Consider the following 24,594-nt stretch of genomic DNA (forward strand, 5'->3'; position numbering starts at 1 on the left):
CGCCGTACAAGAAGGAAGGTCCGCCGCGGCGCTCGAGCGCGCGGCCTTCCTCGGCAATCCCGCGGAAACACTCGCCGGAGCGGATATCCTGATGCAGGAGCAGTAAGCCTGAGCCGCGGCTGCACCAGCCGTTGTGACTCGGGTCGCTTTGACGTGTCGCGCGGGCCTGGGTAGTCTAGTGACTCGCGCCCGTCATTGACGGGCTTTCGACCGTGCGCTCATATCCGGAGCGCGGGACGACTTCCTGGCTCGATTGTCCCCGCGGATGTGTCTGTGCGAAGAGCGCGACACGCCCGAGCGCGGGGGCGCGGAGGCAGGGGAAAACCGCAGGTCATGACACCGGCAGAACCTGCGAAATGCAACAACTGACGTAACACCGGCCAAGGCACGAAACGGAGTGGCAGTGCCCACTATTCAGCAGTTGGTCCGAAAGGGCCGGCAGGACAAGGTCGCAAAGACCAAGACTCCTGCCCTCAAGGGGAATCCGCAGCGACGCGGTGTGTGCCAGCGCGTCTACACCACGACCCCGAAGAAGCCCAACTCGGCACTGCGCAAGGTCGCTCGTGTGCGACTCACCAACGGCATCGAGGTCACGGCCTACATCCCGGGTGTGGGTCACAACCTGCAGGAGCACTCGATCGTCCTGGTTCGCGGCGGTCGTGTGAAGGACCTGCCGGGTGTTCGCTACAAGATCATCCGTGGTTCGCTCGACACCCAGGGTGTCCGCAACCGTAAGCAGGCCCGCAGCAAGTACGGCGCGAAGAGGGAGAAGAGCTAACCATGCCTCGTAAGGGTTCTCCCGGCCGCCGTCAGCTGATGTCTGACCCGGTGTACAACTCGCCGCTTGTGACCGCCCTGATCAACAAGGTGCTCCTGGACGGCAAGCGTTCCATCGCGCAGTCGATCGTGTACGGCGCCCTCGAGGGCTGCAGGGACAAGACCGGCAACGACCCGGTCGTCACCCTCAAGCGCGCGCTTGACAACGTCAAGCCGACCCTCGAGGTCCGCAGCCGCCGCGTCGGTGGCGCGACCTACCAGGTGCCCGTCGAGGTGCGCGCCGCGCGCAGCACCACGCTGGCCCTGCGCTGGCTGGTGCAGTATTCGCGCGCCCGCCGCGAGAAGACCATGACCGAGCGCCTCATGAACGAGCTCCTCGACGCCAGCAACGGCCTCGGCGCGAGCGTCAAGAAGCGCGAGGACACCCACAAGATGGCCGAGTCCAACAAGGCCTTCGCCCACTACCGCTGGTAACCCCGGCGGGTTCGACGAGACGACGAGGACGCGAGAGAAGTGGCCGCAACGACCGCTCTTGACCTGGCTAAGGTCCGCAACATTGGGATCATCGCCCATATCGACGCGGGCAAGACCACGACGACCGAGCGCATCCTGTTCTACACCGGTATCAACTACAAGATCGGTGAGGTCCACGACGGCGCAGCCACCATGGACTGGATGGAGCAGGAGCAGGAGCGCGGCATCACGATCACGTCCGCCGCGACGACCTGCGAGTGGGACGGTCACACGATCAACCTGATCGACACCCCGGGCCACGTCGACTTCACCATCGAGGTCGAGCGCAACCTCCGCGTTCTCGACGGTGCGGTCACCGTGTTCGACGGTGTCGCGGGTGTCGAGCCGCAGTCGGAGACCGTGTGGCGGCAGGCTGACCGCTACAACGTTCCCCGCATCTGCTTCGTGAACAAGATGGACCGCGTCGGCGCGGAGTTCCACCGCTGCGTCGACATGATGGTGTCCCGCCTGGACGCCACGCCGGCCGTCATTCAGCTTCCCTGGGGCGTCGAGGCCGGCTTCAAGGGCGTCATCGACCTGGTGAAGATGAAGGGCCTGCTCTGGAGCGAGGACGCGGCCAAGGGCGAGATGTACGACGTCGTCGACATCCCGACCGACCACGCCGAGGCCGCTCGTGAGTGGCGCGACAAGCTGGTTGAGACCGTCGCCGAGAACGACGACGAGCTGATGGAGCTCTACCTCGAGGCCGTCGAGCCGACCGAGGAGCAGCTGGTGGCGGCCATTCGCCGCGCCACCATCTCGGGCGCCATCAACCCGGTCCTGACCGGCACCGCGTTCAAGAACAAGGGCGTGCAGCCCCTGCTCGACGCGATCGTGGCCTACCTCCCCGCGCCGATCGACATCCCGGCCTTCAAGGGCCACGCGGTCGGCAACGAAGAGGAGATCATCGAGCGTCACGCGGACCCGAACGAGCCGTTCGCCGCGCTGGCCTTCAAGATCATGAGCGACCCGCACCTGGGCAAGCTCACGTATCTGCGGATCTACTCGGGCACGCTCGACACCGGCACCGGGGTCGTCAACTCGGTGAAGGGTAAGAAGGAGCGGATCGGCAAGATCTACCAGATGCACGCGAACAAGCGCGAGGAGCGCCCGTCCGCGACCGCTGGTCAGATCGTCGCCGTCATGGGCCTGAAGGACACGACCACGGGTGACACCCTGTGTGACACGTCGAACCAGGTCATTCTCGAGTCCATGACGTTCCCGGCCCCGGTCATCAACGTCGCGATCGAGCCCAAGACCAAGGGCGACCAGGAGAAGCTCAGCACCGCCATCCAGCGGCTGGCCGAGGAGGACCCGTCCTTCCAGGTCCGTCGCGACGAGGAGACCGGTCAGACGGTCATCTGGGGCATGGGCGAGCTCCACCTGGAGATCCTGGTCGACCGGATGCGCCGCGAGTTCAAGGTCGAGGCCAACGTCGGTCGCCCGCAGGTGGCCTACCGTGAGACCATCCGCCGCAAGGTGGAGAAGGTTGACTACACCCACAAGAAGCAGACCGGTGGTTCCGGTCAGTTCGCGCGGGTCATCATCAACCTGGAGCCGCTGGGCGAGGGCAACGACGGCTACGAGTTCGAGAACAAGGTCACGGGTGGCCGCATCCCCAGGGAGTACATCCCGTCGGTGGACGCGGGCGCTCAGGAAGCCGCCGAGTTCGGCGTGCTGGCCGGCTACCCGATGGTGGGCGTGAAGGTGACGCTGACCGACGGTGCCGCGCACGACGTCGACTCCTCGGAAATGGCCTTCAAGATCGCCGGCTCGATGGCCTTCAAGGAGGCCGCGCGCAAGGCGGACGCAGTGCTTCTCGAGCCGATGATGGCCGTTGAGGTCACCACGCCCGAGGACTACATGGGTGATGTCATCGGTGACCTCAACAGTCGCCGCGGGCAGATCCAGTCGATGGACGAGCGCTCCGGCGCCCGGGTCATCTCGGCTCTCGTGCCGCTGCAGGAGATGTTCGGCTACGTGGGTGACCTGCGTAGCAAGACGCAGGGGCGCGCGAGCTACAACATGCAGTTCGACTCCTACGCGGAGGTGCCGCCCGGCATCGCCAAGGAGATCGTCGCGAAGGCCCGGGGCGAATAACTCCGGGACCCCTATGGCAAAGGGGTGACGAGCGATCGTCGCCCCGCTGCCGAAGGGGCCTCGGGGCGGATAAGCTCCGGGACCCCTGTGGCGGGAAACCGCCGCGACTTTGGTGGGACGGCGCGAGCCGTACCACCACCTAGGGGTTCGGGGACTCCCGGGCCCGAGTGTGTAGACGAAATGCAGTCAGATTCTCAAGGAGAGAACCAGTGGGCAAGGCCAAGTTCGAGCGGAATAAGCCGCACATGAACATCGGCACCATTGGGCACATCGACCACGGCAAGACCACGCTGACCGCGGCGATCACCAAGGTGCTTCACGACCGTTACCCCGAGCTGAACCAGGCGACGCCGTTCGACAAGATCGACAAGGCGCCGGAGGAGAAGGCTCGTGGCATTACGATCTCCATCGCGCACGTCGAGTACCAGACCGAGAAGCGCCACTACGCCCACGTGGACTGCCCCGGTCACGCTGACTACGTGAAGAACATGATCACCGGTGCCGCCCAGATGGACGGCGCCATCCTCGTGGTCGCCGCCACCGACGGCCCGATGCCGCAGACGAAGGAGCACGTCCTCCTGGCCCGCCAGGTCGGCGTCCCCTACATCGTCGTGGCCCTCAACAAGGCCGACATGGTCGACGACGAGGAGATCCTGGAGCTCGTCGAGCTCGAGGTCCGTGAGCTGCTCTCGGCTCAGGAGTTCCCCGGCGACGACCTGCCCGTCGTGCGCGTATCCGCTCTCAAGGCCCTCGAGGGCGACGAGAAGTGGGCCGACAGCATCATCGAGCTGATGAACGCCGTCGACGAGAACGTGCCCGAGCCTCCGCGTGACACGGAGAAGGCGTTCCTCATGCCGGTCGAGGACGTGTTCTCGATCACCGGTCGCGGCACCGTCGTCACCGGTCGTATCGAGCGCGGCATCGTCAAGATCAACGAGCAGGTCGACATCATCGGCATCAAGCCGGAGAAGACGACGACCACCGTCACCAGCATCGAGATGTTCAACAAGATGCTCGACGAGGGTCACGCGGGTGACAACGCCGCCCTGCTGCTCCGCGGCATCAAGCGCGACGACGTCGAGCGCGGCCAGTGCATCATCAAGCCGGGCACGACCACCCCGCACACCGAGTTCACCGGCCAGGTCTACATCCTGTCCAAGGACGAGGGCGGCCGCCACACGCCGTTCTTCAACAACTACCGTCCTCAGTTCTACTTCCGTACGACTGACGTGACCGGTGTTGTGAACCTCCCCGAGGGCACCGAGATGGTCATGCCGGGCGACAACACCGAAATGCGCGTTGAGCTGATCCAGCCCATCGCCATGGAGGAAGGCCTCAAGTTCGCGATCCGCGAGGGTGGCCGCACCGTCGGCGCCGGTCGCGTCGTGAAGATCATCAAGTAGCACGACCGCGGGGCGGTCGGCCCCCGGGTAACCAGGGACCGGCCGCCATCGCGTGACAAGGGGCGGAAGTCCGTACGGCTCCCGCTCCGCGGCTCCACGGACCAGCCGTGATCCAGCAGTCGCTTCGGCCAGTGACCGAAGCAACTGCCGGATCACGGAATCAAACGGCAGATCACCAACGTCTGTCACGTGGGGTCAATTCAGCGGCAACCTGCCGCACGATACTTTTTCAGACGACAGCGAAGGACACCGAGGCCACTATGGCGGGACAGAAGATCCGCATCCGGCTTAAGGCCTATGACCACGAGGTCATCGACAGCTCGGCCAAGAAGATCGTCGAGACGGTGACGCGGACTGGCGCGAAGGTCGCGGGCCCGGTGCCGCTGCCGACCGAGAAGAACGTGTACTGCGTCATCCGCTCGCCGCACAAGTACAAGGACAGCCGCGAGCACTTCGAGATGCGCACGCACAAGCGGCTGATTGACATCATCGACCCGACGCCCAAGACCGTCGACTCGCTCATGCGGCTCGACCTCCCCGCGGGCGTCGACATTTCGATCAAGCTCTGAGGGAACGCACTGACATGGCTAAGACGACAAAGGGCGTCCTGGGCAAGAAGCTCGGCATGACCCAGGTCTTCGACGCGGACAACCGGATGGTGCCGGTGACCGTGGTCGAGGCCGGTCCGTGCGTGGTGACCCGCGTCCGCACCGCCGACAAGGACGGCTACTCCGCCATCCAGCTCGGCTTCGGGCAGGTCGACCCCAGGAAGGTCAACAAGCCGCTCGGCGACTACCTGCGCAAGCACGACATCACCCCGCGCCGTTACTTCGCGGAGATCCGCACCGACGACGCGAGCGACTACACCCTGGGCCAGGAGCTGCTGGCCGACACCTTCGAGGCCGGCCAGTTCGTCGACGTGACGGGCAAGAGCAAGGGCAAGGGCTTCGCCGGTGTCATGAAGCGGCACGGCTTCGGTGGTCTGGGCGCGTCGCACGGTACGCAGCGCAAGCACCGCTCGCCGGGTTCCATCGGTGGCTGCGCCACCCCGGGCCGCGTTTTCAAGGGTCTGCGTATGGCTGGTCGGATGGGTAACGTCCGCACCACCGTGCAGAGCCTCAAGGTTCACTCCGTGGACGCCGAGAAGGGCCTCATCCTGATCAAGGGTGCGATCCCCGGCGCCAACGGCAGCCTGGTCCTCGTTCGCACCGCTGCCAAGAAGGGGGCTGCCAAGTGAGCACCACTATTGACGTCCTCGACGCCAGCGGCGCCAAGGCCGGCACCGTAGACCTGCCCGAGGACATCTTCGGCACCAAGGTCAACGTTCCGCTGATCCATCAGGTGGTCGTGGCCCAGCTCGCCGCTCGCCGGCAGGGCACCCACAAGGCCAAGACCCGCGGTGAGGTCAGCGGTGGCGGCAAGAAGCCGTACCGCCAGAAGGGCACCGGCCGCGCCCGTCAGGGCTCGACCCGTGCGCCGCAGTTCGCCGGCGGTGGCACCGTCCACGGTCCGGTCCCGCGCGACTACTCGCAGCGGACGCCCAAGAAGATGAAGTCCGCCGCGCTGCGTGGCGCCCTGTCCGACCGGGCGACCGGCGGTCGCGTGCACGTGGTGAGCGGGCTGGTCACCGGAGAGACGCCGAAGACCAAGGCCGCTCTCGAGGCACTGCGCAAGGTGACCCAGGCCAAGACCGTCCTCGTCGTGGTCGACGAGGCCGACGAGCTGACCTGGCTGAGCCTGCGCAACGCCCCCGAGGTCCACCTGCTGGACTCCGGGCAGCTCAACACCTACGACGTGCTCGTCCACGACGACGTGGTCTTCACCCAGGAGGCGTACGACCAGGTTGTCGCCAGGTTGAGCCAGAGCGGGAAGGAAGAGGCCTGATGACCGAGACTCAGGGCAGGCTCGAGAGGGTCACCGACCCGCGCGACGTCATCGTCAAGCCGGTGGTTTCTGAGAAGAGCTACGGCCTGATCGACGAGCACAACAAGTACACGTTCCTGGTGAAGACGACCGCGAACAAGACCCAGATCAAGATCGCGGTCGAGCAGATCTTCGGGGTCAAGGTCACCAGCGTGAACACGATCAACCGGCAGGGGAAGCGCAAGCGGACCCGCACCGGGTTCGGCAAGCGGCCCGACACCAAGCGCGCGATCGTGAGCCTGGTCGAGGGTGACCGGATTGACATCTTCGGTCAGATCGGCTGAGCGCTCGCCGTACATAGCTAGTGAGGGCGAAACCGCCGCACATTCGTGCGGCGGGTTCTCCCATGTAACCGACAAAGGATGAACGAAAAAGATGGGCATCCGTAAGTACAAGCCGACGACCCCGGGTCGCCGCGGCTCGAGTGTCTCGGACTTCTCCGAGATCACCCGCAGCACGCCCGAGAAGTCGCTGCTTGCGCCCCTTCACAGCAAGGGCGGCCGCAACGTACACGGCCGGGTCACCGCACGCCACCAGGGCGGCGGTCACAAGCGCGCCTACCGGATCATCGACTTCCGTAGGCATGACAAGGACGGCATTCCGGCCAAGGTCGCTCACATCGAGTACGACCCCAACCGCACCGCCAACATCGCTCTGCTGCACTACGCCGACGGTGAGAAGCGCTACATCATCGCGCCGACCGGCCTCAAGCAGGGTGACCGGATCGAGAACGGCCCCTCGGCCGACATCAAGCCGGGCAACTGCCTGCCGCTGCGCAACATCCCGACCGGTACCTTCATCCACGCTGTGGAGCTGCGTCCCGGCGGCGGTGCCAAGCTCGGCCGCTCCGCGGGCGCGCAGATCCAGCTGCTCGCCAAGGAGGGCCAGTACGCCACGCTGCGTATGCCCTCGGGCGAGATGCGCATGGTGGACGTCCGCTGCCGCGCCTCGGTCGGTCAGGTCGGCAATGCCGAGCAGGCCAACATCAACTGGGGTAAGGCCGGCCGTATGCGGTGGAAGGGCAAGCGCCCGACCGTCCGTGGTGTCGCGATGAACCCCGTCGACCACCCGCACGGTGGTGGTGAGGGTAAGACCTCCGGTGGTCGCCACCCGGTCAACCCCAAGGGCAAGCCCGAGGGCCGTACCCGTCAGGCGAACAAGGCCAGTGACAGGCTGATCATCCGCCGTCGGTCCAAGAGGAAGAAGCGGTAGGAGCAGCCACAATGCCACGTAGTCTTAAGAAGGGCCCCTTCGTGGACGATCACCTTCAGAAGAAGGTGGACGTCCAGAACGAGAAGGGCACCAAGAACGTCATCAAGACGTGGTCGCGTCGATCCATGATCGTTCCCGACATGCTCGGGCACACGATCGCCGTGCACGACGGCCGCAAGCACGTCCCGGTGTTCGTCACCGAGTCGATGATCGGTCACAAGCTCGGGGAGTTCGCGCCGACGCGCACGTTCCGCAGCCACGTCAAGGAAGACCGCCGCAGCCGGCGGTAAGCGTCCCGGAAGTAGGAGAAAGCGATGGAAGCCAGGGCTCAGGCGCGGTTCGTCCGTGTCACGCCCCTCAAGGCCCGCCGCGTGGTGGACCTTATTCGCGGGCTGCCCGCTTCGGAGGCGCAGGCCGTGCTGCAGTTCGCTCCCCAGGCGGCGAGCGAGCCGATCTACAAGGTGCTCTCGTCCGCGATGGCGAACGCCGAGCACAACTTCGATCTCGACCCGCAGACGCTCTTCGTGAGCCGGGCGTGGGTCGACGAGGGCCCGACGCTGAAGCGGTTCCGCCCGCGTGCCCAGGGTCGCGCCTACCGGATCAACAAGCGGACGAGCCACATCACTGTGATCGTGGAATCCCGCGAGCCGAAGGGAAGGACCCGCTAGTGGGCCAGAAGGTTAACCCGCACGGGTTCCGCCTCGGCATCACGACCGACTTCAAGAGCCGGTGGTACGCCGACAAGCTTTACAAGTCGTACGTCGCGGAGGACGTCGCGATCCGTCGCATGCTGCAGAAGGGCATGGAGCGGGCCGGCATCTCCAAGGTCGAGATCGAGCGCACGACGGACCGCGTGCAGGTGGACATCCACACCGCGCGTCCCGGCATCGTGATCGGCCGCCGCGGCGCCGAGGCGGACCGTATCCGTGGCGACCTCGAGAAGCTGACCAAGAAGCAGGTCCAGCTGAACATCCTCGAGGTCAAGAACCCCGAGATCGACGCGCAGCTCGTCGCCCAGGGCGTCGCTGAGCAGCTGTCCAGCCGTGTCTCGTTCCGCCGTGCCATGCGCAAGGCGATGCAGTCGGCCATGAAGTCCGGCGCCAAGGGCATCCGTGTCCAGTGCGCGGGTCGTCTGGGCGGCGCCGAGATGTCCCGGTCGGAGTTCTACCGCGAGGGTCGTGTGCCGCTGCACACGCTGCGCGCTGACATCGACTACGGCTTCTACGAGGCCCGGACCACCTTCGGCCGTATCGGCGTGAAGGTGTGGATCTACAAGGGTGAGGCTCCGACGAGCCGCGCCGAGCGCGAGGCGGCCGCCGCCGGCGCCCGTGCCGGCCAGCGTCGCGAGCGTGACGACCGTCGCGGTGGCGGCGACCGTCCCCGTCGTGGTGGCGCCGGTGGCGCCCGCCGCGGTGGCGGTGGCGGCCGTGGTGACCGCGCGCCCAGGACTGAGGCGGCCGCGCAGGCCGCCCCCGAGACCGGCCCGGCTGCGCAGCCGGGTGCTGAAGGGAGCTGACCATGCTGATCCCGCGCAGGGTCAAGCACCGCAAGCAGCACCGGCCCGACCGCAGCGGCGCCGCCAAGGGCGGCACCAGGGTCGTGTTCGGCGAGTTCGGCATTCAGGCGATTGAGCACTCCTACGTGACCAACCGCCAGATCGAGTCGGCTCGTATTGCGATGACCCGTCACATCAAGCGTGGTGGAAAGGTGTGGATCAACATCTACCCCGACCGCCCGCTGACCAAGAAGCCGGCCGAGACCCGCATGGGCTCCGGTAAGGGTTCGCCCGAGTGGTGGATCGCGAACGTCAAGCCGGGGCGCGTCATGTTCGAGCTGTCCGGAGTCGCCGAGCCGATCGCCCGTGAGGCGCTCACTCGCGCGATCCACAAGCTCCCCATGAAGTGCAAGATCGTTAAGCGTGAAGTTGGTGAGGCGTGATGGCTAAGGGCCTGACCGCCGGCGAGCTGCGGGTGGAGGACCAGGACACCCTGGTCCAGAAGCTCAAGGAAGCCAAGGAGGAGCTGTTCAACCTCCGCTTCCAGTCAGCGACCGGTCAGTTGGAGAGCCACGGTCGGCTGCGTGCCGTCCGCCGCGAGATCGCCCGTATCTACACCGTGATGCGTGAGCGTGAGCTCGGCATCGTCACGGTTGAGAAGGAGACGAGCGATGGCTGAGACCGAGACCACCGAGACCACCGACGCGCGGAACTTCCGCAAGGTCCGCGAGGGCCTGGTCGTCAGCGACAAGATGGACAAGACCGTCGTCGTCGCCGTCGAGGACCGCGTCAAGCACCGTCTGTACGGCAAGGTCATCCGCCGTACGACCAAGTACAAGGCGCATGACGAGGCCAACGCCTGTGGCGTGGGCGACCGTGTGCTGCTGATGGAGACCCGCCCCCTCTCCGCTACCAAGCGGTGGAGGGTCGTGGAGATCCTCGAGAAGGCCAAGTAATCCTTCTCGGATATACCGCGCCTCGTGGGGGCTGGTGACAGCCCCCATGACGGTGTCCAAGGACGCGGGAGATCCCTCCCGCGTCGCCTGCGGTGCGACCCCCAGGGGTTGTTTCCGTGGGAACAAGACCAGATGGGTTCCGCCAAGCTCAGCGATGAGAACTGGCGCGACTAACAGGAGTAATCAGTGATCCAGCAGGAGTCGCGACTCAAGGTCGCCGACAACACGGGTGCCAAGGAGATCCTCTGCATCCGCGTTCTCGGTGGCTCGGGTCGACGCTACGCGGGAATCGGTGACGTCATCGTCGCCACTGTCAAGGACGCCCTGCCCGGCAGCACCGGCGTCAAGAAGGGCGACGTGGTCAAGGCCGTCGTCGTCCGCACGGCCAAGGAGCGCCGCCGGCCGGACGGCTCCTACATCCGCTTCGACGAGAACGCCGCCGTCATCATCAAGGACAGCGGTGACCCTCGCGGCACCCGTATCTTCGGCCCGGTCGGCCGTGAACTGCGCGACAAGAAGTTCATGCGCATCATCTCGCTCGCTCCGGAGGTGCTGTGATGCCGAAGCAGCTGCACGTGCGTAAGGGTGACCTGGTTCAGGTCATCGCCGGCAAGGACAAGGGTGCCAAGGGTCACGTGATCGCCACCTACCCGCGCGAGGACCGCGTGGTGGTCGAGGGCATCAACATGATCAAGAAGCACTCCAAGGAGACCCACCAGGGTCCGCGCGGCGCCAAGACCGGCGGTGTGCAGACCATGGAGGCTCCCATTCACGTCTCGAACGTGAAGAAGCTCAAGGACGAGAAGCCCGCCGAGAAGAAGGCCGACGAGAAGAAGGCCGACGAGTCGGAGGGTGAGGACAGCTGATGACCGCGACGACTACTGAGACCGAGCGCCCGACGCCGCGCCTGAAGACGAAGTACCGCGAGGAGATCGCGGCGCAGCTTCGCAAGGACTTCGGCATCGAGAACGTCATGCAGATCCCCGGCCTGGTGAAGATCAAGGTCAACATGGGTGTCGGCGAGGCGGCCCGCGACTCCAAGCTCATCGAGGGCGCTGTCCGCGACCTGACCGTGATCACCGGTCAGAAGCCGGCCGTCGTCCGGGCCCGCAAGTCCATCGCGCAGTTCAAGCTGCGTGAGGGCATGCCGATCGGCGCGCACGTGACGCTCCGCGGCGACCGCATGTGGGAGTTCCTCGACCGTCTGCTCGCGCTCGCGCTGCCCCGTATCAGGGACTTCCGCGGTCTGTCGCCCAAGCAGTTCGACGGCAACGGCAACTACACCTTCGGTCTGACCGAGCAGGTCATGTTCCACGAGGTCGACCAGGACAAGGTCGACCGGCCGCGGGGCATGGACATCACGATCGTGACCACCGCGAAGAACGACGACCAGGGCCGGGCGCTGCTCAAGCTTCTCGGCTTCCCCTTCAAGGAGGCCTGATCATGGCGAAGAAGTCGCTGATCGCCAAGGCGGGGCGCAAGCCGAAGTTCCAGGTCCGGGCGTACACGCGTTGCTCGCGCTGTGGCCGTCCGCGCGCCGTCTACAGGAAGTTCGGCCTGTGCCGGGTGTGCTTCCGCGAGATGGCGCACCGGGGCGAGCTGCCTGGCATCACCAAGTCGAGCTGGTAGATACCCTAGGGAGGCGGCCCGCGTGTCGCCTCCGCCAGCCGTACATCTAGAAATGTCAAACGAGGGCGCTCTCATGGAGCGCCCCTGACCGCGCCGAAGGTCCACCGGCAGAGCACGGAGAGGTAGTCGAAGCGGACACCTGGAAAGGTGCAGGCTTCGACGGACTCGACCATCAGAAGTGCTTGGCCGACTGGAAACCGCGGCGAGGAAGGCCACTGGCCATGACGATGACCGACCCGATCGCAGACATGTTGACGCGTCTGCGTAATGCGAACTCGGCGTACCACGAGAGTGTGTCGATGCCGTATTCGAAGATCAAGGCGCACATCGCCGAGATCCTCCAGCAGGAGGGTTACATCCAGGCTTGGACCGTCGAGGACGCCAAGGTTGGAAAGAACCTCGTGGTGGAGCTCAAGTTCGGGCCGACCCGTGAGCGTTCGCTCGCGGGCCTGCGCCGGGTTTCGAAGCCCGGTCTGCGGGTTTATGCGAAGAAGGACAATCTGCCTCGAGTCCTGGGCGGGCTGGGCGTCGCGATCATCTCGACGTCCGCCGGTCTCATGACCGACAAGCAGGCCGGCAAGCGTGGCGTGGGCGGGGAAGTCCTCGCCTACGTCTGGTAGAGGGGAGGAACACAGCATGTCGCGAATCGGACGGCTGCCCATCCCTGTGCCCAGTGGCGTAGACATCACGATCACCGGCCAGGATGTCCAGGTCAAGGGCCCGAAGGGCACGCTTTCTCACACGGTCGCCGAGCCCATCGTGGTCGCGCGCGACGAGGACGGGGCCATCGCGGTCACGCGTCCCAACGACGAGAACAAGGTGCGTGCGCTGCACGGCCTGTCCCGCACGCTCATCGCCAACATGGTGCAGGGCGTCACGCAGGGCTACTCCAAGTCTCTGGAGATCGTCGGCGTCGGTTACCGCGTCGCGGCCAAGGGCCCGACGCAGCTGGAGTTCTCGCTGGGCTTCAGCCACCCGGTCATCGTCGACGCCCCCGAGGGCGTCTCCTTCCGCGTCGAGAAGCCGACCCTGTTCCACGTGGACGGCATCGACAAGCAGAAGGTCGGCGAGGTCGCCGCGAACATCCGCAAGCTGCGCAAGCCCGACCCCTACAAGGGCAAGGGTGTGCGGTACCAGGGCGAACAGATCCGCCGCAAGGTCGGAAAGGCTGGTAAGTAGGCATGGCTCCGAAGACTGCGTTCGGCAAGCACACGGCCGCCCGCGCCGTCTCGCGGGCCCGCCGTCACACCCGCGTGCGCAAGAAGGTCGTCGGTACGGCGGAGCGTCCTCGCCTCGTCGTCAACCGCTCGACCAAGCACATGTTCGTCCAGATCGTGGACGACTCCAAGGGCCACACCCTGGTCAGCGCCTCCACCATGGACGCCGCGCTGCGTTCCACGGAGGGCGACAAGACCTCGAAGGCCAAGAAGGTCGGCGAGCTCCTCGCTCAGCGGGCCAAGGACGTCGGGATCACCGCGGTCGTCTTCGACCGTGGCGGAAACCGCTACGCCGGCCGCATCGCGGCTCTGGCGGACAGCGCCCGCGAAGGCGGGCTCGAGTTCTGATGGCAACTGTTGAGATGAGGAACCACTGATGGCTGCAGCTCCGCGTCGCGGTGGCGGCACCGGTGGCGAGCGGCGGGACCGTCGTGACGATCGCCGCGGTGGCGCCGCCGACAAGGGCGTCTCGTACATCGAGCGCGTAGTGAAGATCAACCGAGTGGCCAAGGTCGTGAAGGGTGGTCGTCGCTTCAGCTTCACCGCCCTCGTCGTCGTCGGTGACGGCAACGGCCTGGTCGGCGTCGGCTACGGCAAGGCCAAGGAAGTCCCCGCGGCCATCGCCAAGGGTGTCGAAGAGGCCAAGAAGCACTTCTTCAAGGTCCCCCGGATCCAGGGCACCATCCCGCACACCGTGCAGGGCGAGGAGGCGGCCGGCGTCGTCTTCCTGCGTCCGGCCTCGGCCGGTACCGGCGTCATCGCCGGTGGCCCGGTGCGCGCGGTCCTGGAGTGCGCGGGCATCCACGACGTGCTGTCCAAGTCGCTCGGCTCGGACAACCCGATCAACATCGTGCACGCCACCGTGGCGGCTCTGAAGGGGCTCTCGCGTCCCGAGGAGATCGCCGCCCGCCGTGGCCTGCCGATCGAGGACGTCGCCCCGGCCCGGATGCTGAAGGCTCAGCGCGAGGGTCTCGCCGAGGCGGCGGCCGCGAAGGCGGTGAGCTAGTCATGGCACGCCTGAAGATCACTCAGGTTCGCTCGAAGATCGGTGGCAAGCAGAACCAGCGTGACTCGCTGCGTTCGCTTGGCCTGAAGCGAATCGGCGACGTCGTCGTCAAGGAGGACCGTCCCGAGATCCGTGGGATGGTCTCCGTGGTGACGCACCTCGTCGAGGTGGAAGAGGTCGACTAGTCATGACTGACAACGCTCCGCTCAAGATTCACGACCTGCGTCCTGCCCCGGGCTCCAACAAGGCCAAGATCCGCAAGGGTCGCGGCGAGGCGTCCAAGGGCAAGACCGCCGGTCGCGGCACCAAGGGCACTCACGCCCGTACCACGGTCCACCTCGGTTTCGAGGGTGGCCAGGTGCCGCTGCAGAGGCGTCTGCCGAAGCTCAAGGGCTTCTCCAACGCGCTGTTCAAGACGACCTACCAGGTCGTCAACCTGGACAGGCTCGGCGAGCTGTTCCCCGAGGGTGGCGAGGTCACCGTCGAGGCGCTGGTCGCCAAGGGTGCTGTCCGCAAGAACCAGCTGGTGAAGGTCCTCGGCACCGGTGAGATCTCGGTCGCGGTGAACGTGACGGCGCATGCCTTCTCGTCCTCCGCGAAGGAGAAGATCGCCGCGGCCGGTGGGTCCGTTACCGAGCTGTAGCACCGCTATGACAAGGCGTGGGGGTTCCGTCGATGGGCCCCCACGCCTGTAGTGCGTTAGAGTTCGCCACGTACGACCTGAGACTTCAGATGGCAGATCCCCGCACCATCGCATACCTAACCCGCCGTAGAGGCGCGCAGGAGGGACCGTGCTGACCGCGTTTACCCGGGCGTTCCGGACGCCGGACCTGCGCAAGAAGTTGCTCTTCACCCTGGGCATCATCGCGCTGTTCCGTCTCGGCTCGGTTCTTCCGACACCGGGCGTTCACGTCCAGAACCTGGCGGCCTGTTTCGCGCAGGCTCGCAACGACGCCACGACCGGCAACATCTATGGGATGGTGCAGCTGTTCAGCGGCGGTGCGCTGCTGAAGCTGTCTGTGTTCGCGCTGGGCATCATGCCCTACATCACCGCGAGCATCATTCTGCAGCTGCTCGTGGTGGTGATCCCGCGCCTCGAGGCTCTCAAGAAGGAGGGCCAGGCCGGGCAGACGAAGATTACCCAGTACACCCGTTATCTGACCATCGGTCTTGGTGTGCTGCAGTCGACCGCCTTCATCGCCCTGGCCCGTTCCGGGCAGCTGTTCCCGAACTGCCAGCAGGACGTGCTGCTCGACCCCGACAACGTCTTCATGATCATCACGATGGTCATCATCATGACGGCCGGCACCTCGGTCATCATGTGGCTGGGCGAGCTGATCACCGACCGCGGCGTCGGCAACGGCATGTCCATTCTGATCTTCACTCAGGTCATCGCGGTCTTCCCCTCCGAGCTGTCCAACATCTTCTCGGCGAACAAGTTCACCTTCGCCGTCGTGATGGTGGTCGGCATCTTCATGATCGCCGCGGTCGTCTTCGTCGAGCAGGCGCAGCGCCGCATCCCGGTCCAGTACGCCAAGCGGATGGTCGGACGCAGGATGTACGGCGGCACGGCCACCTACATCCCGCTGAAGGTCAACCAGGCGGGCATCATCCCGGTCATCTTCGCCTCCTCGCTGCTGTACCTGCCGCAGCTGCTGACCTCGCTGTTCGCCAACGCGGAGAACCCGAACGCGGTGGTGCAGTGGATCTCGGCGAACCTGACCAAGGGCGACCACCCCACCTACATGGTCACGTTCTTCCTGCTGATCGTGTTCTTCACCTACTTCTATGTGTCCATTACCTTCAACCCCACTGAAGTGGCGGACAACATGAAGAAGTACGGTGGGTTCATTCCGGGCATCCGCCCGGGCCGGCCGACGGCTGAGTACCTGAACTACGTGCTCACTCGTCTGACCGCGCCTGGCGCGCTCTATCTGGGTCTGATCGCCATGATCCCGATCGTCGCGCTGGCGATTGCCGGGGCTAGCCAGAACTTCCCGTTCGGAGGGACGAGCATTCTGATCATGGTTGGTGTCGGCCTGGACACGGTCAAGCAGATCGAGAGCCAGCTCCAGCAGCGCAACTACGAAGGCTTCCTGCGCTAGTGAGGCTGGTTCTGGTTGGGCCCCCCGGAGCGGGCAAGGGGACTCAGGCCCAGTACATAGCGTCGAACCTGTCCATCCCGAAGATCTCGACAGGTGACATCTTCCGTGCCAACGTCTCCGGCGGCACGGAGCTCGGCAAGCTCGCCAAGACCTACATGGACCGCGGCGATCTCGTGCCCGACGAGGTCACGATCGCCATGGTCCGTGACCGCCTCTCCGAGGACGATGCGCAGGACGGTTTCCTGCTCGACGGCTTCCCCAGGAACGTGCCGCAGGCCGAGATCCTGCGCGACATGCTCAAGGACTGGGGCCAGGCGCTCGACCTCGTGCTCGAGCTGGTCGTCGACGACGACGAGGTGGTCAGGAGGCTGGCGGGCCGCCGTACGTGCAGTCAGTGCGGCCGGATCTGGCATGTGGAGTTCGACGACAAGAAGGACGACAGGTGCGACGCCTGTGGCGGCCAGCTGTTCCAGCGTGACGACGACAAGGAAGACACCGTCAGGCACCGCCTGGAGGTCTACCAGGAGCAGACGGCGCCGCTGGTCTCCTTCTACGCGGACGAGGACATCCTCGTCGGCGTCGACGCCACGGGTCCGGTCGAAGAAGTAACGCAGCGGGCAATGGAGGCCATTCGCCCTTTCATGGGCTAAGTTCCCTGGGGCTATTGTGGGGGGAATTGACCTCCCACGTCCGCCCGTTGACACACCCCGGGGGGTGCCGAAGTTGTTCAAGAAGAACCGGCATGGAATCCAGATCAAGACGCCCGAGCAGCTGGAGAAGATGCGGGCGGCCGGTCTGGTCGTCGGGCGCACGCTGGACCTGCTGAAGCGGTCGGTCGAGCCCGGCATGACGCCGCTCGATCTGGACGTCATCGCCGAGAAGGCGATCAGGGACGAGGGAGCGATCCCGTCGTTCAAGGGCTACCAGGGCTTTCCCGCCACGATCTGCGCCTCGGTCAACCACGAGGTCGTGCACGGCATCCCGACCGGCGCCCGCAAGCTGCGCGATGGCGACATCATCTCCATCGACTGCGGCGCGATCCTGGAGGGCTGGCACGGCGACTCGGCCGTCACCGTCCCCGTGGGCGAGGTGGAGCCGCGGCTGACCGAGCTGATGCGGATCACCGAGGAGGCCATGTGGGCGGGCATCGCCGCCCTCACCGTCGGCCGCCACCTCTCCGACATCGGCTACGAGGTCGAGAAGTACGTCAAGTCGCAAGGCAGGTTCGGTATCCCGCCCGAGTACGGCGGTCATGGTATCGGCACCGAGATGCACATGGACCCGTGGATCGCCAACCACGGCCGGCCCGGAAAGGGCCCGGTGCTCGAGGCGGGCATGTGCCTGGCTGTCGAGCCGATGGTCAACCTGGGCACCGAGCGCACCCGTGTCCTGTCGGACGACTGGACCGTGGTCACGATCGACGGCAAGGCCTCCGCGCACTTCGAACACAGCGTCGCCGTGACACATAATGGTCCTTGGGTGCTGACCGCCCTCGACGGGGGCAAGGAGCGCTTGGCGCACCTCCAGAACTAGCCCCCCGGGAGTGGTGAACATGGCGCAGAGTCCCGAGATGCGTGCCTCCGACGTCGATCGCGACCGGGTTGCGGCTGTACTGCGCGAGCACACCGCGCAGGGCCGCATCACGATGGAGGAGTTCAACGAGCGGCTGGAGCAGCTCTACCAGAGCAAGACCTACGGGGACCTCGCCAAGCTGACCTCCGACCTGCCCGACGTCGACCTGCGGGCACGCCCGGCCAAGATCGCCTCCACCCCGCAGCCCAAGCAGGGGATGCACACCGGGATGCGCGCGGCCTGGGGCGCCTGGGCCGCCGCCAGCTCGGTGAACTGGGTGATCTGGCTGATCGTCAGCATCACGAGCGGGCACCTGATCTACCCCTGGCCGCTGTGGGTGATGGGCCCGTGGGGCGCGATCCTGCTGATGAGCACGATCTTCGGCTCGGGCCATCGCAAGGCCTGAATGTGCACTACTGCACTGTGTGCATTCCTGCGCAGAACGGATGAACGATCCTTCCTAGCGTGAGCGGTGTCGAGAACACCACTCACCGGAGGAAATCCAATGCGCAAGGTCCTTGCAGCCGCTGCCCTCGCCGGCTCCGTCGCCCTCACCGGCCTGGCCGTCGCGGCCCCCGCGCAGGCGTCGACCGCCTCGCAGACCTCGGTCCACAACTGGGGCAAGTACTACTCCAGCAACCACAAGGCCTACGACTACGGCTACACGTGGGAGTCGCACGGCCGGGTCTACACCAAGTGGTACGGCAAGGAGTTCACGCCGAAGTACGGCTACGTCTGGTTCAAGTACTACTCCAACGGCAGCTGGCACAAGTTCTACCGCAAGTGGGACGGCTCCTACAGCGAGACCTGGTCCGGCAGCGGCATCAAGAAGATCTACACCTACACCTGCTGGGGCAGCCCCACCAGCTACTGCGGCGCCTCGTTCCGCATCTACTGATCCGCAGCCCCTCCAAAGAAGGCCCGCTTCGGCGGGCCTTCGTGATGTCTGTCCTAGTACGGCGGGCCGCGCGCAAAAGACGCACTCTTTACCGCCTGCGGTAGTTGGCGCGGATGGGGAGGGGTAGATGATCTTTAACGATGGAACCGGCGTAATGGGGGGACGATGCTGGCCTGCCTTGCTTTGACGGCCGAGGCGCGCGCGCCGTGGCTGGCCGGAGCGATGGCCGTCCTGCTCATCGTGGCCGGTGCCGGAGTTGTCGTGGCGCGCAGGTGGCGACGCTAGCCTGCCCGGACGACTGGCTCGTGCCCGCCCAGCGCCGCGTGTCGGCGGCCGATGGCGCCGGGCGGGCACGGTGACCGCCCGGATGGGGTACCCTTTAACGTGGTTGTGTCAGGACACCTGGCACGTGCGTTTCGCATTTGCCGCTCAGGTGTCGTACACTCCTTAGTCGGCTCACTATGACCATCACGCGTCGGCGGTCCCGCGGATCGCCGCTCTCTACGAAGCGTGAGGTCGCGGCTGCTTAGTGGACCGAAACCTCAGACGACCGATCAGTGAAACGCGAGGGATTTTGGCCAAGAAAGACGGCGCCATCGAGATCGAGGGCACTGTGGTCGAGTCGCTCCCGAACGCCATGTTCCGGGTGCAGCTCGACAACGGCCATAAGGTCCTGGCCCACATCAGCGGACGGATGCGGATGCACTACATCCGGATCCTGCCCGACGACAGGGTTGTCGTGGAGCTGAGCCCCTACGACCTCAGTCGTGGGCGGATCGTCTACCGGTACAAGTAACAGGAGACGGAGTCGAAGCCGGGAGGCTTCGGTGGCGTCTACCAGACAGGCACGTCTGAGGACACGAAGGACAATGAAGGTAAAGCCGAGCGTTAAGAAGATCTGCGACAAGTGCAAGGTGATTCGCCGGCACGGTCGCGTCATGGTGATCTGCGACAACCTGCGCCACAAGCAGCGCCAGGGCTAGTCGTAACGTAAGGCTTCTCCGAGTCCGCACCATTGTGGGTTGCGGGCTCGACGCATGAGGAGCCTGACCAAGGAAGCGCGCCCACACCTGGGCAGGCGGCAGCCGTACGGCATGTCGTACCACCCAGGAGACCCCCGGTCGGAGGCCGGGGCCCTCACCCCGGGCATGGGGAGGGGTCGTGCGGCGTAGGACCTCCGCCACAAAGAAGGAGAATGCCCGACCATGGCTCGCCTGGTTGGCGTCGATCTCCCCCGCGAAAAGCGGCTGGAGATCGCTCTCACCTACATCTACGGAATCGGCCGCACCCGCGCTCAGGAGATCCTCGAGGCTACGGGCATCAGCGGCGACCTGCGTGTGCACCAGCTCAGCGACACCGAGCTCGTCCCGATGCGTGACTACATCGAGGCGAACTTCAAGATCGAGGGTGACCTGCGCCGCGAGGTCCAGGCCGACATCCGTCGCAAGATCGAAATCGGTTGCTACCAGGGCATCCGGCACCGCAAGGGCCTGCCCGTGCACGGTCAGCGCACGCAGACCAACGCGCGCACCCGCAAGGGCAAGAAGAAGACCGTCGCCGGCAAGAAGAAGCCCGGTAAGAAGTAGTCCGCGCAGCCGCTGGACCGAAGACCTCAGGAGTAATGGCAAGCAATGCCTCCTAAGAGCCGTCAGGGCGCACCGAAGAAGGTGCGCCGCAAGGAAAAGAAGAACGTCGCTCACGGGCACGCCCACATCAAGAGCACGTTCAACAACACGATCGTCTCGATCACCGACCCGAGCGGGAACGTGATCTCCTGGGCCAGCGCCGGCCACGTGGGTTTCAAGGGCTCCCGTAAGTCCACCCCGTTCGCCGCTCAGATGGCTGCCGAGAACGCCGCCCGTCGTGCCATGGAGCACGGCATGCGGAAGGTCGACGTCTTCGTCAAGGGCCCCGGCTCCGGCCGTGAGACCGCGATCCGTTCGCTGCAGGCGACCGGGCTCGAGGTGGGCTCCATCCAGGACGTGACCCCGGTTCCGCACAACGGCTGCCGTCCGCCGAAGCGCCGCCGCGTCTGACACCCAGGAGAGATTGACAAATGGCTCGTTACACGGGCGCGGACTGCAAGCTCTGCCGTCGCGAGAAGACCAAGCTCTTCCTCAAGGGCAGCAAGTGCGAGTCCGCCAAGTGCCCCATCGAGATCCGTCCTTACCCGCCGGGTGAGCACGGTCGCGGACGCCCCAAGGAGTCCGAGTACCAGCTTCAGCTTCGTGAGAAGCAGAAGACCCGTCGGATCTACGGCGTCCTCGAGAAGCAGTTCCGCAACTACTACGAGGAAGCCGCTGGTAAGACCGGCAAGTCGGGTGAGGTGCTCCTCCAGATCCTGGAGAGCCGTCTCGACAACGTCGTCTACCGCGCCGGCTTCGCCCAGTCGCGCGACGCCGCTCGCCAGCAGGTGCGCCACGGCCACATCATGGTGAACGGCAAGAAGGTCGACATCCCGTCGTACCGCGTGCGCGAGCACGACATCATCGAGGTCCGCGAGACCAAGCGCAACCTGCTGCCGTACGAGGTGGCCCGCGCCACCGCCGGCGAGCGCACGGTCCCGGCCTGGCTGGGCGTCGTGCCCGAGAAGCTCCGCGTCCTGGTGCACCAGCTGCCCGTCCGGCAGCAGATCGACACCCAGGTCCAGGAGCAGCTCATCGTCGAGTACTACTCGAAGTAAGCTGCACCACCTCTGGCCCCCGGCTTTCCCGCCGGGGGTTCGGTGCTGTACGGCGGTGCACGCCGTACAGCGCCTAGACTGGTTTATCGGCGTGGCGTCATATAGCGGTCGCCACACGAAAAGGGGAGAACCCACACCATGCTGATCGCTCAGCGTCCGACTCTTCTCGAAGAGTCGATCGACGAGACCCGGTCCCGCTTCGTCATCGAGCCGCTGGAGCCGGGCTTCGGCTACACCATCGGCAACTCGCTGCGGCGCACGCTGCTGTCGTCCATCCCGGGCGCGGCCGTGACGTCGATCCGCATCGAGGGCGTGCTGCACGAGTTCTCGACCGTCCCCGGGGTCAAGGAGGATGTCACCGACATCATCCTGAACCTCAAGGAGCTGGTCGTCTCCTCCGAGCACGACGAGCCGGTCGTGATGTACCTGCGCAAGCAGGGCCCTGGCGAGGTCACCGCCGCCGACATCGCGCCTCCGGCCGGTGTCGAGGTGCACAACCCCGAACTGCGCATCGCCACGCTCAACGGCAAGGCCAAGCTGGAGATGGAGCTGACCGTCGAGCGCGGTCGCGGCTACGTCTCCGCCGCGCAGAACAAGCAGCCGGGCCAGGAGATCGGTCGTATCCCGATCGACTCGATCTACTCCCCGGTGCTCAAGGTCACCTACAAGGTCGAGGCGACCCGTGTCGAGCAGCGCACCGACTTCGACCGTCTGATCCTGGACGTCGAGACCAAGCCGGCCATGAAGCCCCGCGACGCGGTGGCCTCCGCCGGTAAGACGCTGGTCGAGCTGTTCGGCCTGGCGCGCGAGCTCAACGTCGAGGCCGAGGGCATCGACATCGGCCCGTCGCCGACCGACGCCGCCCTGGCCGCCGACCTGGCGCTGCCGATCGAGGAGCTCAACCTCACGGTCCGTTCCTACAACTGCCTCAAGCGCGAGGGCATCCACACCGTGGGTGAGCTCGTCGCGCGCAGCGAGCAGGACCTGCTCGACATAAGGAACTTCGGCGCCAAGTCGATCGAAGAGGTCAAGCAGAAGCTGCACGAGATGTCGCTGGCGCTCAAGGACTCCCCGCCCGGGTTCGACCCGAGCGCGGTGGCCGGCGCCGGTTACGACGACGACGACAGCGCGTACGTCGAGACCGAGCAGTACTAGTAGTTTCACCGCCCGCGGGCTTCATGGCTCGCGGGCGCCGATAACGGACCGTTTTGTAGAGCGACACGGTCTGGCCCGACTCCGGTACCTGGTACGGCCGGGGCGGGTTAACTCACAAGGAGAACCACATGCCCAAGCCCACCAAGGGCGCTCGTCTTGGCGGCAGCCCGGCGCACGAGCGGCTGATCCTGGCCAACCTCGCCACCGACCTGTTCCGCCACGGCAAGCTCCGCACCACGGTGACCAAGGCCAAGCGGCTCCGCCCCCTCGCTGAGCGGCTGATCACCAAGGCCAAGAAGGGCGACATCCACAACCGTCGCCTGGTGCTCACCGTGGTCCGCGACAAGGGCGTTGTCCACCACCTGTTCACCGAGATCGCGCCGACGTTCGCCGAGCGTCCCGGTGGCTACACCCGCATCACCAAGGTCGGCAACCGCAAGGGCGACAACGCTCCGATGGCGGTCATCGAGCTGGTGAGCGAGCCGCTGAACCCGGTCACCGTGTCCCGCAAGCCCGCCGAGGCCGCTGCTCCGGCTGCTGCCGAGGCTCCGGTCGAGGAGACCGCCGAGGTCGCTGAGGAGGCCGTCGCCGAGGAGGCGCCCGCCGCTGAGGCTGCTGCCGAGGAGGCCCCGGCTGACGAGGCTGAGAAGAAGGACGAGGCCTGATTCATCAGGCCACACCGGACGGGCCCGGGCTCCCCTCGTGGGGGCACCGGGCCCGTCCCCGTTTCGCTGGAGGGTGATCGTGGTACGGCTCCGCCTCGACCTCGGGTACGACGGCACGGGCTTCTCCGGGTGGGCCCGGCAGCCCGAGCGGCGCACCGTGCAGGGGGAGATCGAGCAGGCGCTCGGCAAGATCCTGCGGATCCCGGCGCCGGAGCTCACGGTCGCCGGCCGTACGGACGCGGGGGTGCACGCCCGCGGGCAGGTCGCCCACGTCGACGTCACCCTCGAGATCCTGTCCACCCTCGCCCGTCGCCGCCCGGCGGACCTGCCTCCAGGCGATGCCTCGCTGGGGGCGGCTGAGCCGGGTCTGGGCGTGGATGAGTGGCTTTCTGCGCTGTTGCGGAGGCTGGGTGGGGTACTGCCACCGGATGTACGGATTTATCGGGTCTCCGTGGCTCCTGAGGGCTTTGACGCACGCTTCTCCGCGCTGTCCCGCCGGTACGCCTACCGGGTCAGCGACGGCCCCGGTGGTGTGGACCCGTTGCGCCGCCACGAGGTGATCTGGCACAACCGGCCGCTCGATCTGGACGCCCTCAACGCGGCAGCCGTACACCTGCTGGGGGAGCACGACTTCGCGGCCTTCTGCAAGAAGCGCGAGGGTGCCACGACGATCAGGGAGCTGCAGCGCCTCGACTGGGTCCGCGAGCCGTCGGGGATCCTGGTGGCGACGGTCGTCGCGGACGCGTTCTGCCACTCGATGGTGCGCGCCCTGGTGGGGGGCCTGCTGGCGGTGGGCGACGGCCGCCGTCCTGTGGAGTGGCCCGGCCAGGTCCTGTCACACGCGGTCAGGGACAGCGGCGTCCACGTCGCCCCCGCCCACGGCCTCTGCCTCGAAGAGGTCACCTACCCCGCCCCCGAACACCTGGCCACCCGAGCCCACTCCACCCGCCGCCTCCGCACCCTGTAAGCGCTCCTTCTCCCTTTTCCCCTTTTCGCGCCAGGTCGTCGCGCTGGGCTTTCTCGTCTTGGTGCCCGGGCTTCTCGGCCTCTCGTACGGCAAGGCCGCCGCAACCGGCCGCCCACCGCACTTCGGCTGATGACCCGCGCCCGGCGCCCCTGGCGAGTCGACGCCCCTCACCCGCCGTCACGCCACCCGTCCCCGTAGCACCCCGGCCCCACCCCCGCACCGCACACGGCGCCGACTTTCGCCGTCCCGCCTCCCGCCGTCGCGGCGCCTGCGTGCGCGCCCGGGTGCTGTGCTCGGGTGGTGGCGCCGCATTGTGAC

Annotated in this window: 38 protein-coding genes; all 38 read left to right on the top strand. The window is 66.2% G+C overall.

Translation table 11 applies throughout. The annotated features are described in order from the left end of the window. The first annotated feature begins 403 nt into the window (after positions 1–403). The 38 genes from rpsL (at position 404) to truA (ending at position 24,276) form a co-directional block, all read left to right on the top strand. Positions 404–778, top strand: a complete 375-nt coding sequence (gene rpsL, locus KIK09_RS51160; RefSeq protein ID WP_214326888.1) for a 30S ribosomal protein S12 — start codon at positions 404–406, stop codon at positions 776–778. Positions 779–780: 2 nt separating this feature from the next. After that, on the top strand, positions 781–1,251 hold the full coding sequence (gene rpsG / locus KIK09_RS51165) for a 30S ribosomal protein S7 (RefSeq protein ID WP_214326889.1): 471 nt from the start codon (positions 781–783) through the stop codon (positions 1,249–1,251). A 39-nt stretch (positions 1,252–1,290) separates the two neighbouring features. Continuing rightward, positions 1,291–3,390, top strand: coding sequence for an elongation factor G (fusA, locus tag KIK09_RS51170; protein ID WP_214326890.1), 2,100 nt, complete (start codon positions 1,291–1,293; stop codon positions 3,388–3,390). Between the two features lie 209 nt (positions 3,391–3,599). Next, a complete protein-coding gene (tuf, locus tag KIK09_RS51175; protein ID WP_214326891.1) occupies positions 3,600–4,793 on the top strand; it encodes an elongation factor Tu in 1,194 nt (397 codons plus the stop codon). A 260-nt stretch (positions 4,794–5,053) separates the two neighbouring features. Next, the gene (rpsJ, locus tag KIK09_RS51180) at positions 5,054–5,362 is read left to right on the top strand and encodes a 30S ribosomal protein S10 (RefSeq protein WP_012887830.1); all 309 of its coding nucleotides are present in this window, start codon (positions 5,054–5,056) and stop codon (positions 5,360–5,362) included. A gap of 14 nt (positions 5,363–5,376) precedes the next feature. Continuing rightward, positions 5,377–6,030 (top strand): 50S ribosomal protein L3, encoded by a 654-nt coding sequence (rplC, locus tag KIK09_RS51185; RefSeq protein ID WP_214326892.1) that lies wholly within the window; start codon positions 5,377–5,379, stop codon positions 6,028–6,030. After that, positions 6,027–6,677: a 50S ribosomal protein L4 gene (gene rplD, locus KIK09_RS51190; RefSeq protein ID WP_214326893.1), complete on the top strand. Its 651-nt coding sequence runs from the start codon at positions 6,027–6,029 to the stop codon at positions 6,675–6,677. The genes rplC and rplD overlap by 4 nt, the downstream gene beginning before the upstream one ends. Beyond that, positions 6,677–7,000: a 50S ribosomal protein L23 gene (gene rplW, locus KIK09_RS51195; RefSeq protein ID WP_214326894.1), complete on the top strand. Its 324-nt coding sequence runs from the start codon at positions 6,677–6,679 to the stop codon at positions 6,998–7,000. The genes rplD and rplW overlap by 1 nt, the downstream gene beginning before the upstream one ends. Before the next feature lie 91 nt (positions 7,001–7,091). After that, a complete protein-coding gene (gene rplB, locus KIK09_RS51200; protein ID WP_132509668.1) occupies positions 7,092–7,928 on the top strand; it encodes a 50S ribosomal protein L2 in 837 nt (278 codons plus the stop codon). An 11-nt stretch (positions 7,929–7,939) separates the two neighbouring features. After that, positions 7,940–8,218, top strand: coding sequence for a 30S ribosomal protein S19 (gene rpsS / locus KIK09_RS51205; protein ID WP_012887835.1), 279 nt, complete (start codon positions 7,940–7,942; stop codon positions 8,216–8,218). Between the two features lie 24 nt (positions 8,219–8,242). After that, the gene (gene rplV / locus KIK09_RS51210) at positions 8,243–8,596 is read left to right on the top strand and encodes a 50S ribosomal protein L22 (protein WP_214326895.1); all 354 of its coding nucleotides are present in this window, start codon (positions 8,243–8,245) and stop codon (positions 8,594–8,596) included. Next, a complete protein-coding gene (gene rpsC, locus KIK09_RS51215; protein WP_214326896.1) occupies positions 8,596–9,444 on the top strand; it encodes a 30S ribosomal protein S3 in 849 nt (282 codons plus the stop codon). The genes rplV and rpsC overlap by 1 nt, the downstream gene beginning before the upstream one ends. 2 nt (positions 9,445–9,446) lie before the next feature. After that, positions 9,447–9,866: a 50S ribosomal protein L16 gene (gene rplP / locus KIK09_RS51220; RefSeq protein ID WP_049572692.1), complete on the top strand. Its 420-nt coding sequence runs from the start codon at positions 9,447–9,449 to the stop codon at positions 9,864–9,866. Further along, positions 9,866–10,102 carry a 50S ribosomal protein L29 gene (gene rpmC, locus KIK09_RS51225; RefSeq protein WP_138694754.1) on the top strand — a complete coding sequence of 79 codons (237 nt, stop codon included), beginning with the start codon at positions 9,866–9,868 and terminating at the stop codon, positions 10,100–10,102. The genes rplP and rpmC overlap by 1 nt, the downstream gene beginning before the upstream one ends. Beyond that, positions 10,095–10,379, top strand: coding sequence for a 30S ribosomal protein S17 (gene rpsQ, locus KIK09_RS51230; RefSeq protein WP_214326897.1), 285 nt, complete (start codon positions 10,095–10,097; stop codon positions 10,377–10,379). The genes rpmC and rpsQ overlap by 8 nt, the downstream gene beginning before the upstream one ends. A 186-nt stretch (positions 10,380–10,565) precedes the next feature. Then, positions 10,566–10,937 carry a 50S ribosomal protein L14 gene (gene rplN, locus KIK09_RS51235; protein ID WP_214326898.1) on the top strand — a complete coding sequence of 124 codons (372 nt, stop codon included), beginning with the start codon at positions 10,566–10,568 and terminating at the stop codon, positions 10,935–10,937. Further along, on the top strand, positions 10,937–11,245 hold the full coding sequence (gene rplX, locus KIK09_RS51240; RefSeq protein ID WP_214326899.1) for a 50S ribosomal protein L24: 309 nt from the start codon (positions 10,937–10,939) through the stop codon (positions 11,243–11,245). The genes rplN and rplX overlap by 1 nt, the downstream gene beginning before the upstream one ends. Then, positions 11,245–11,820: a 50S ribosomal protein L5 gene (rplE, locus tag KIK09_RS51245; RefSeq protein ID WP_214326900.1), complete on the top strand. Its 576-nt coding sequence runs from the start codon at positions 11,245–11,247 to the stop codon at positions 11,818–11,820. The genes rplX and rplE overlap by 1 nt, the downstream gene beginning before the upstream one ends. Positions 11,821–11,822: 2 nt before the next feature. After that, entirely contained in the window at positions 11,823–12,008 is a 186-nt protein-coding gene (locus KIK09_RS51250; RefSeq protein WP_132337023.1) for a type Z 30S ribosomal protein S14, read from the top strand. A gap of 221 nt (positions 12,009–12,229) precedes the next feature. After that, complete coding sequence (gene rpsH / locus KIK09_RS51255) at positions 12,230–12,628, top strand: 30S ribosomal protein S8 (RefSeq protein WP_106253393.1); 399 nt, start codon at positions 12,230–12,232, stop codon at positions 12,626–12,628. 16 nt (positions 12,629–12,644) lie between these two features. After that, positions 12,645–13,187 (top strand): 50S ribosomal protein L6, encoded by a 543-nt coding sequence (gene rplF, locus KIK09_RS51260; protein WP_214326901.1) that lies wholly within the window; start codon positions 12,645–12,647, stop codon positions 13,185–13,187. 2 nt (positions 13,188–13,189) lie between these two features. Then, a complete protein-coding gene (rplR, locus tag KIK09_RS51265; RefSeq protein ID WP_214326902.1) occupies positions 13,190–13,573 on the top strand; it encodes a 50S ribosomal protein L18 in 384 nt (127 codons plus the stop codon). Positions 13,574–13,601: 28 nt separating this feature from the next. After that, a complete protein-coding gene (gene rpsE / locus KIK09_RS51270; RefSeq protein ID WP_091090115.1) occupies positions 13,602–14,231 on the top strand; it encodes a 30S ribosomal protein S5 in 630 nt (209 codons plus the stop codon). A gap of 2 nt (positions 14,232–14,233) precedes the next feature. Then, entirely contained in the window at positions 14,234–14,416 is a 183-nt protein-coding gene (gene rpmD / locus KIK09_RS51275; protein ID WP_080043226.1) for a 50S ribosomal protein L30, read from the top strand. A 2-nt stretch (positions 14,417–14,418) separates the two neighbouring features. Further along, entirely contained in the window at positions 14,419–14,874 is a 456-nt protein-coding gene (gene rplO / locus KIK09_RS51280) for a 50S ribosomal protein L15 (RefSeq protein WP_214326903.1), read from the top strand. Positions 14,875–15,022: 148 nt separating this feature from the next. Continuing rightward, entirely contained in the window at positions 15,023–16,336 is a 1,314-nt protein-coding gene (gene secY, locus KIK09_RS51285) for a preprotein translocase subunit SecY (RefSeq protein WP_214326904.1), read from the top strand. Continuing rightward, a complete protein-coding gene (locus KIK09_RS51290; protein WP_214326905.1) occupies positions 16,336–16,986 on the top strand; it encodes an adenylate kinase in 651 nt (216 codons plus the stop codon). Before secY ends, KIK09_RS51290 begins: the two co-directional genes overlap by 1 nt. A gap of 73 nt (positions 16,987–17,059) precedes the next feature. Next, positions 17,060–17,869 carry a type I methionyl aminopeptidase gene (map, locus tag KIK09_RS51295; RefSeq protein ID WP_214327019.1) on the top strand — a complete coding sequence of 270 codons (810 nt, stop codon included), beginning with the start codon at positions 17,060–17,062 and terminating at the stop codon, positions 17,867–17,869. Positions 17,870–17,906: 37 nt separating this feature from the next. Further along, a complete protein-coding gene (locus tag KIK09_RS51300; protein ID WP_250575172.1) occupies positions 17,907–18,314 on the top strand; it encodes a DUF1707 SHOCT-like domain-containing protein in 408 nt (135 codons plus the stop codon). A gap of 99 nt (positions 18,315–18,413) precedes the next feature. Then, positions 18,414–18,806, top strand: coding sequence for a hypothetical protein (locus KIK09_RS51305; protein WP_214326907.1), 393 nt, complete (start codon positions 18,414–18,416; stop codon positions 18,804–18,806). Positions 18,807–19,380: 574 nt separating this feature from the next. Further along, positions 19,381–19,602, top strand: a complete 222-nt coding sequence (gene infA / locus KIK09_RS51310; RefSeq protein WP_012887858.1) for a translation initiation factor IF-1 — start codon at positions 19,381–19,383, stop codon at positions 19,600–19,602. Between the two features lie 73 nt (positions 19,603–19,675). Then, a complete protein-coding gene (rpmJ, locus tag KIK09_RS51315) occupies positions 19,676–19,789 on the top strand; it encodes a 50S ribosomal protein L36 (protein ID WP_003956441.1) in 114 nt (37 codons plus the stop codon). Positions 19,790–20,011: 222 nt separating this feature from the next. Beyond that, complete coding sequence (rpsM, locus tag KIK09_RS51320) at positions 20,012–20,392, top strand: 30S ribosomal protein S13 (protein ID WP_214326908.1); 381 nt, start codon at positions 20,012–20,014, stop codon at positions 20,390–20,392. A 45-nt stretch (positions 20,393–20,437) separates the two neighbouring features. Continuing rightward, on the top strand, positions 20,438–20,842 hold the full coding sequence (rpsK, locus tag KIK09_RS51325) for a 30S ribosomal protein S11 (RefSeq protein ID WP_012887860.1): 405 nt from the start codon (positions 20,438–20,440) through the stop codon (positions 20,840–20,842). Positions 20,843–20,862: 20 nt separating this feature from the next. Further along, positions 20,863–21,489 (top strand): 30S ribosomal protein S4, encoded by a 627-nt coding sequence (gene rpsD / locus KIK09_RS51330; protein ID WP_214326909.1) that lies wholly within the window; start codon positions 20,863–20,865, stop codon positions 21,487–21,489. A gap of 138 nt (positions 21,490–21,627) precedes the next feature. Continuing rightward, on the top strand, positions 21,628–22,644 hold the full coding sequence (locus tag KIK09_RS51335; protein ID WP_214326910.1) for a DNA-directed RNA polymerase subunit alpha: 1,017 nt from the start codon (positions 21,628–21,630) through the stop codon (positions 22,642–22,644). 128 nt (positions 22,645–22,772) lie between these two features. Then, positions 22,773–23,309: a 50S ribosomal protein L17 gene (gene rplQ, locus KIK09_RS51340; protein ID WP_214326911.1), complete on the top strand. Its 537-nt coding sequence runs from the start codon at positions 22,773–22,775 to the stop codon at positions 23,307–23,309. A 79-nt stretch (positions 23,310–23,388) separates the two neighbouring features. Then, a complete protein-coding gene (truA, locus tag KIK09_RS51345; protein WP_214326912.1) occupies positions 23,389–24,276 on the top strand; it encodes a tRNA pseudouridine(38-40) synthase TruA in 888 nt (295 codons plus the stop codon). Positions 24,277–24,594: the final 318 nt, after the last annotated feature.

It is taken from the genome of Nonomuraea sediminis, assembly GCF_018531495.1.
GTDB classification, from domain to species: Bacteria; Actinomycetota; Actinomycetes; order Streptosporangiales; family Streptosporangiaceae; genus Nonomuraea; species Nonomuraea sediminis.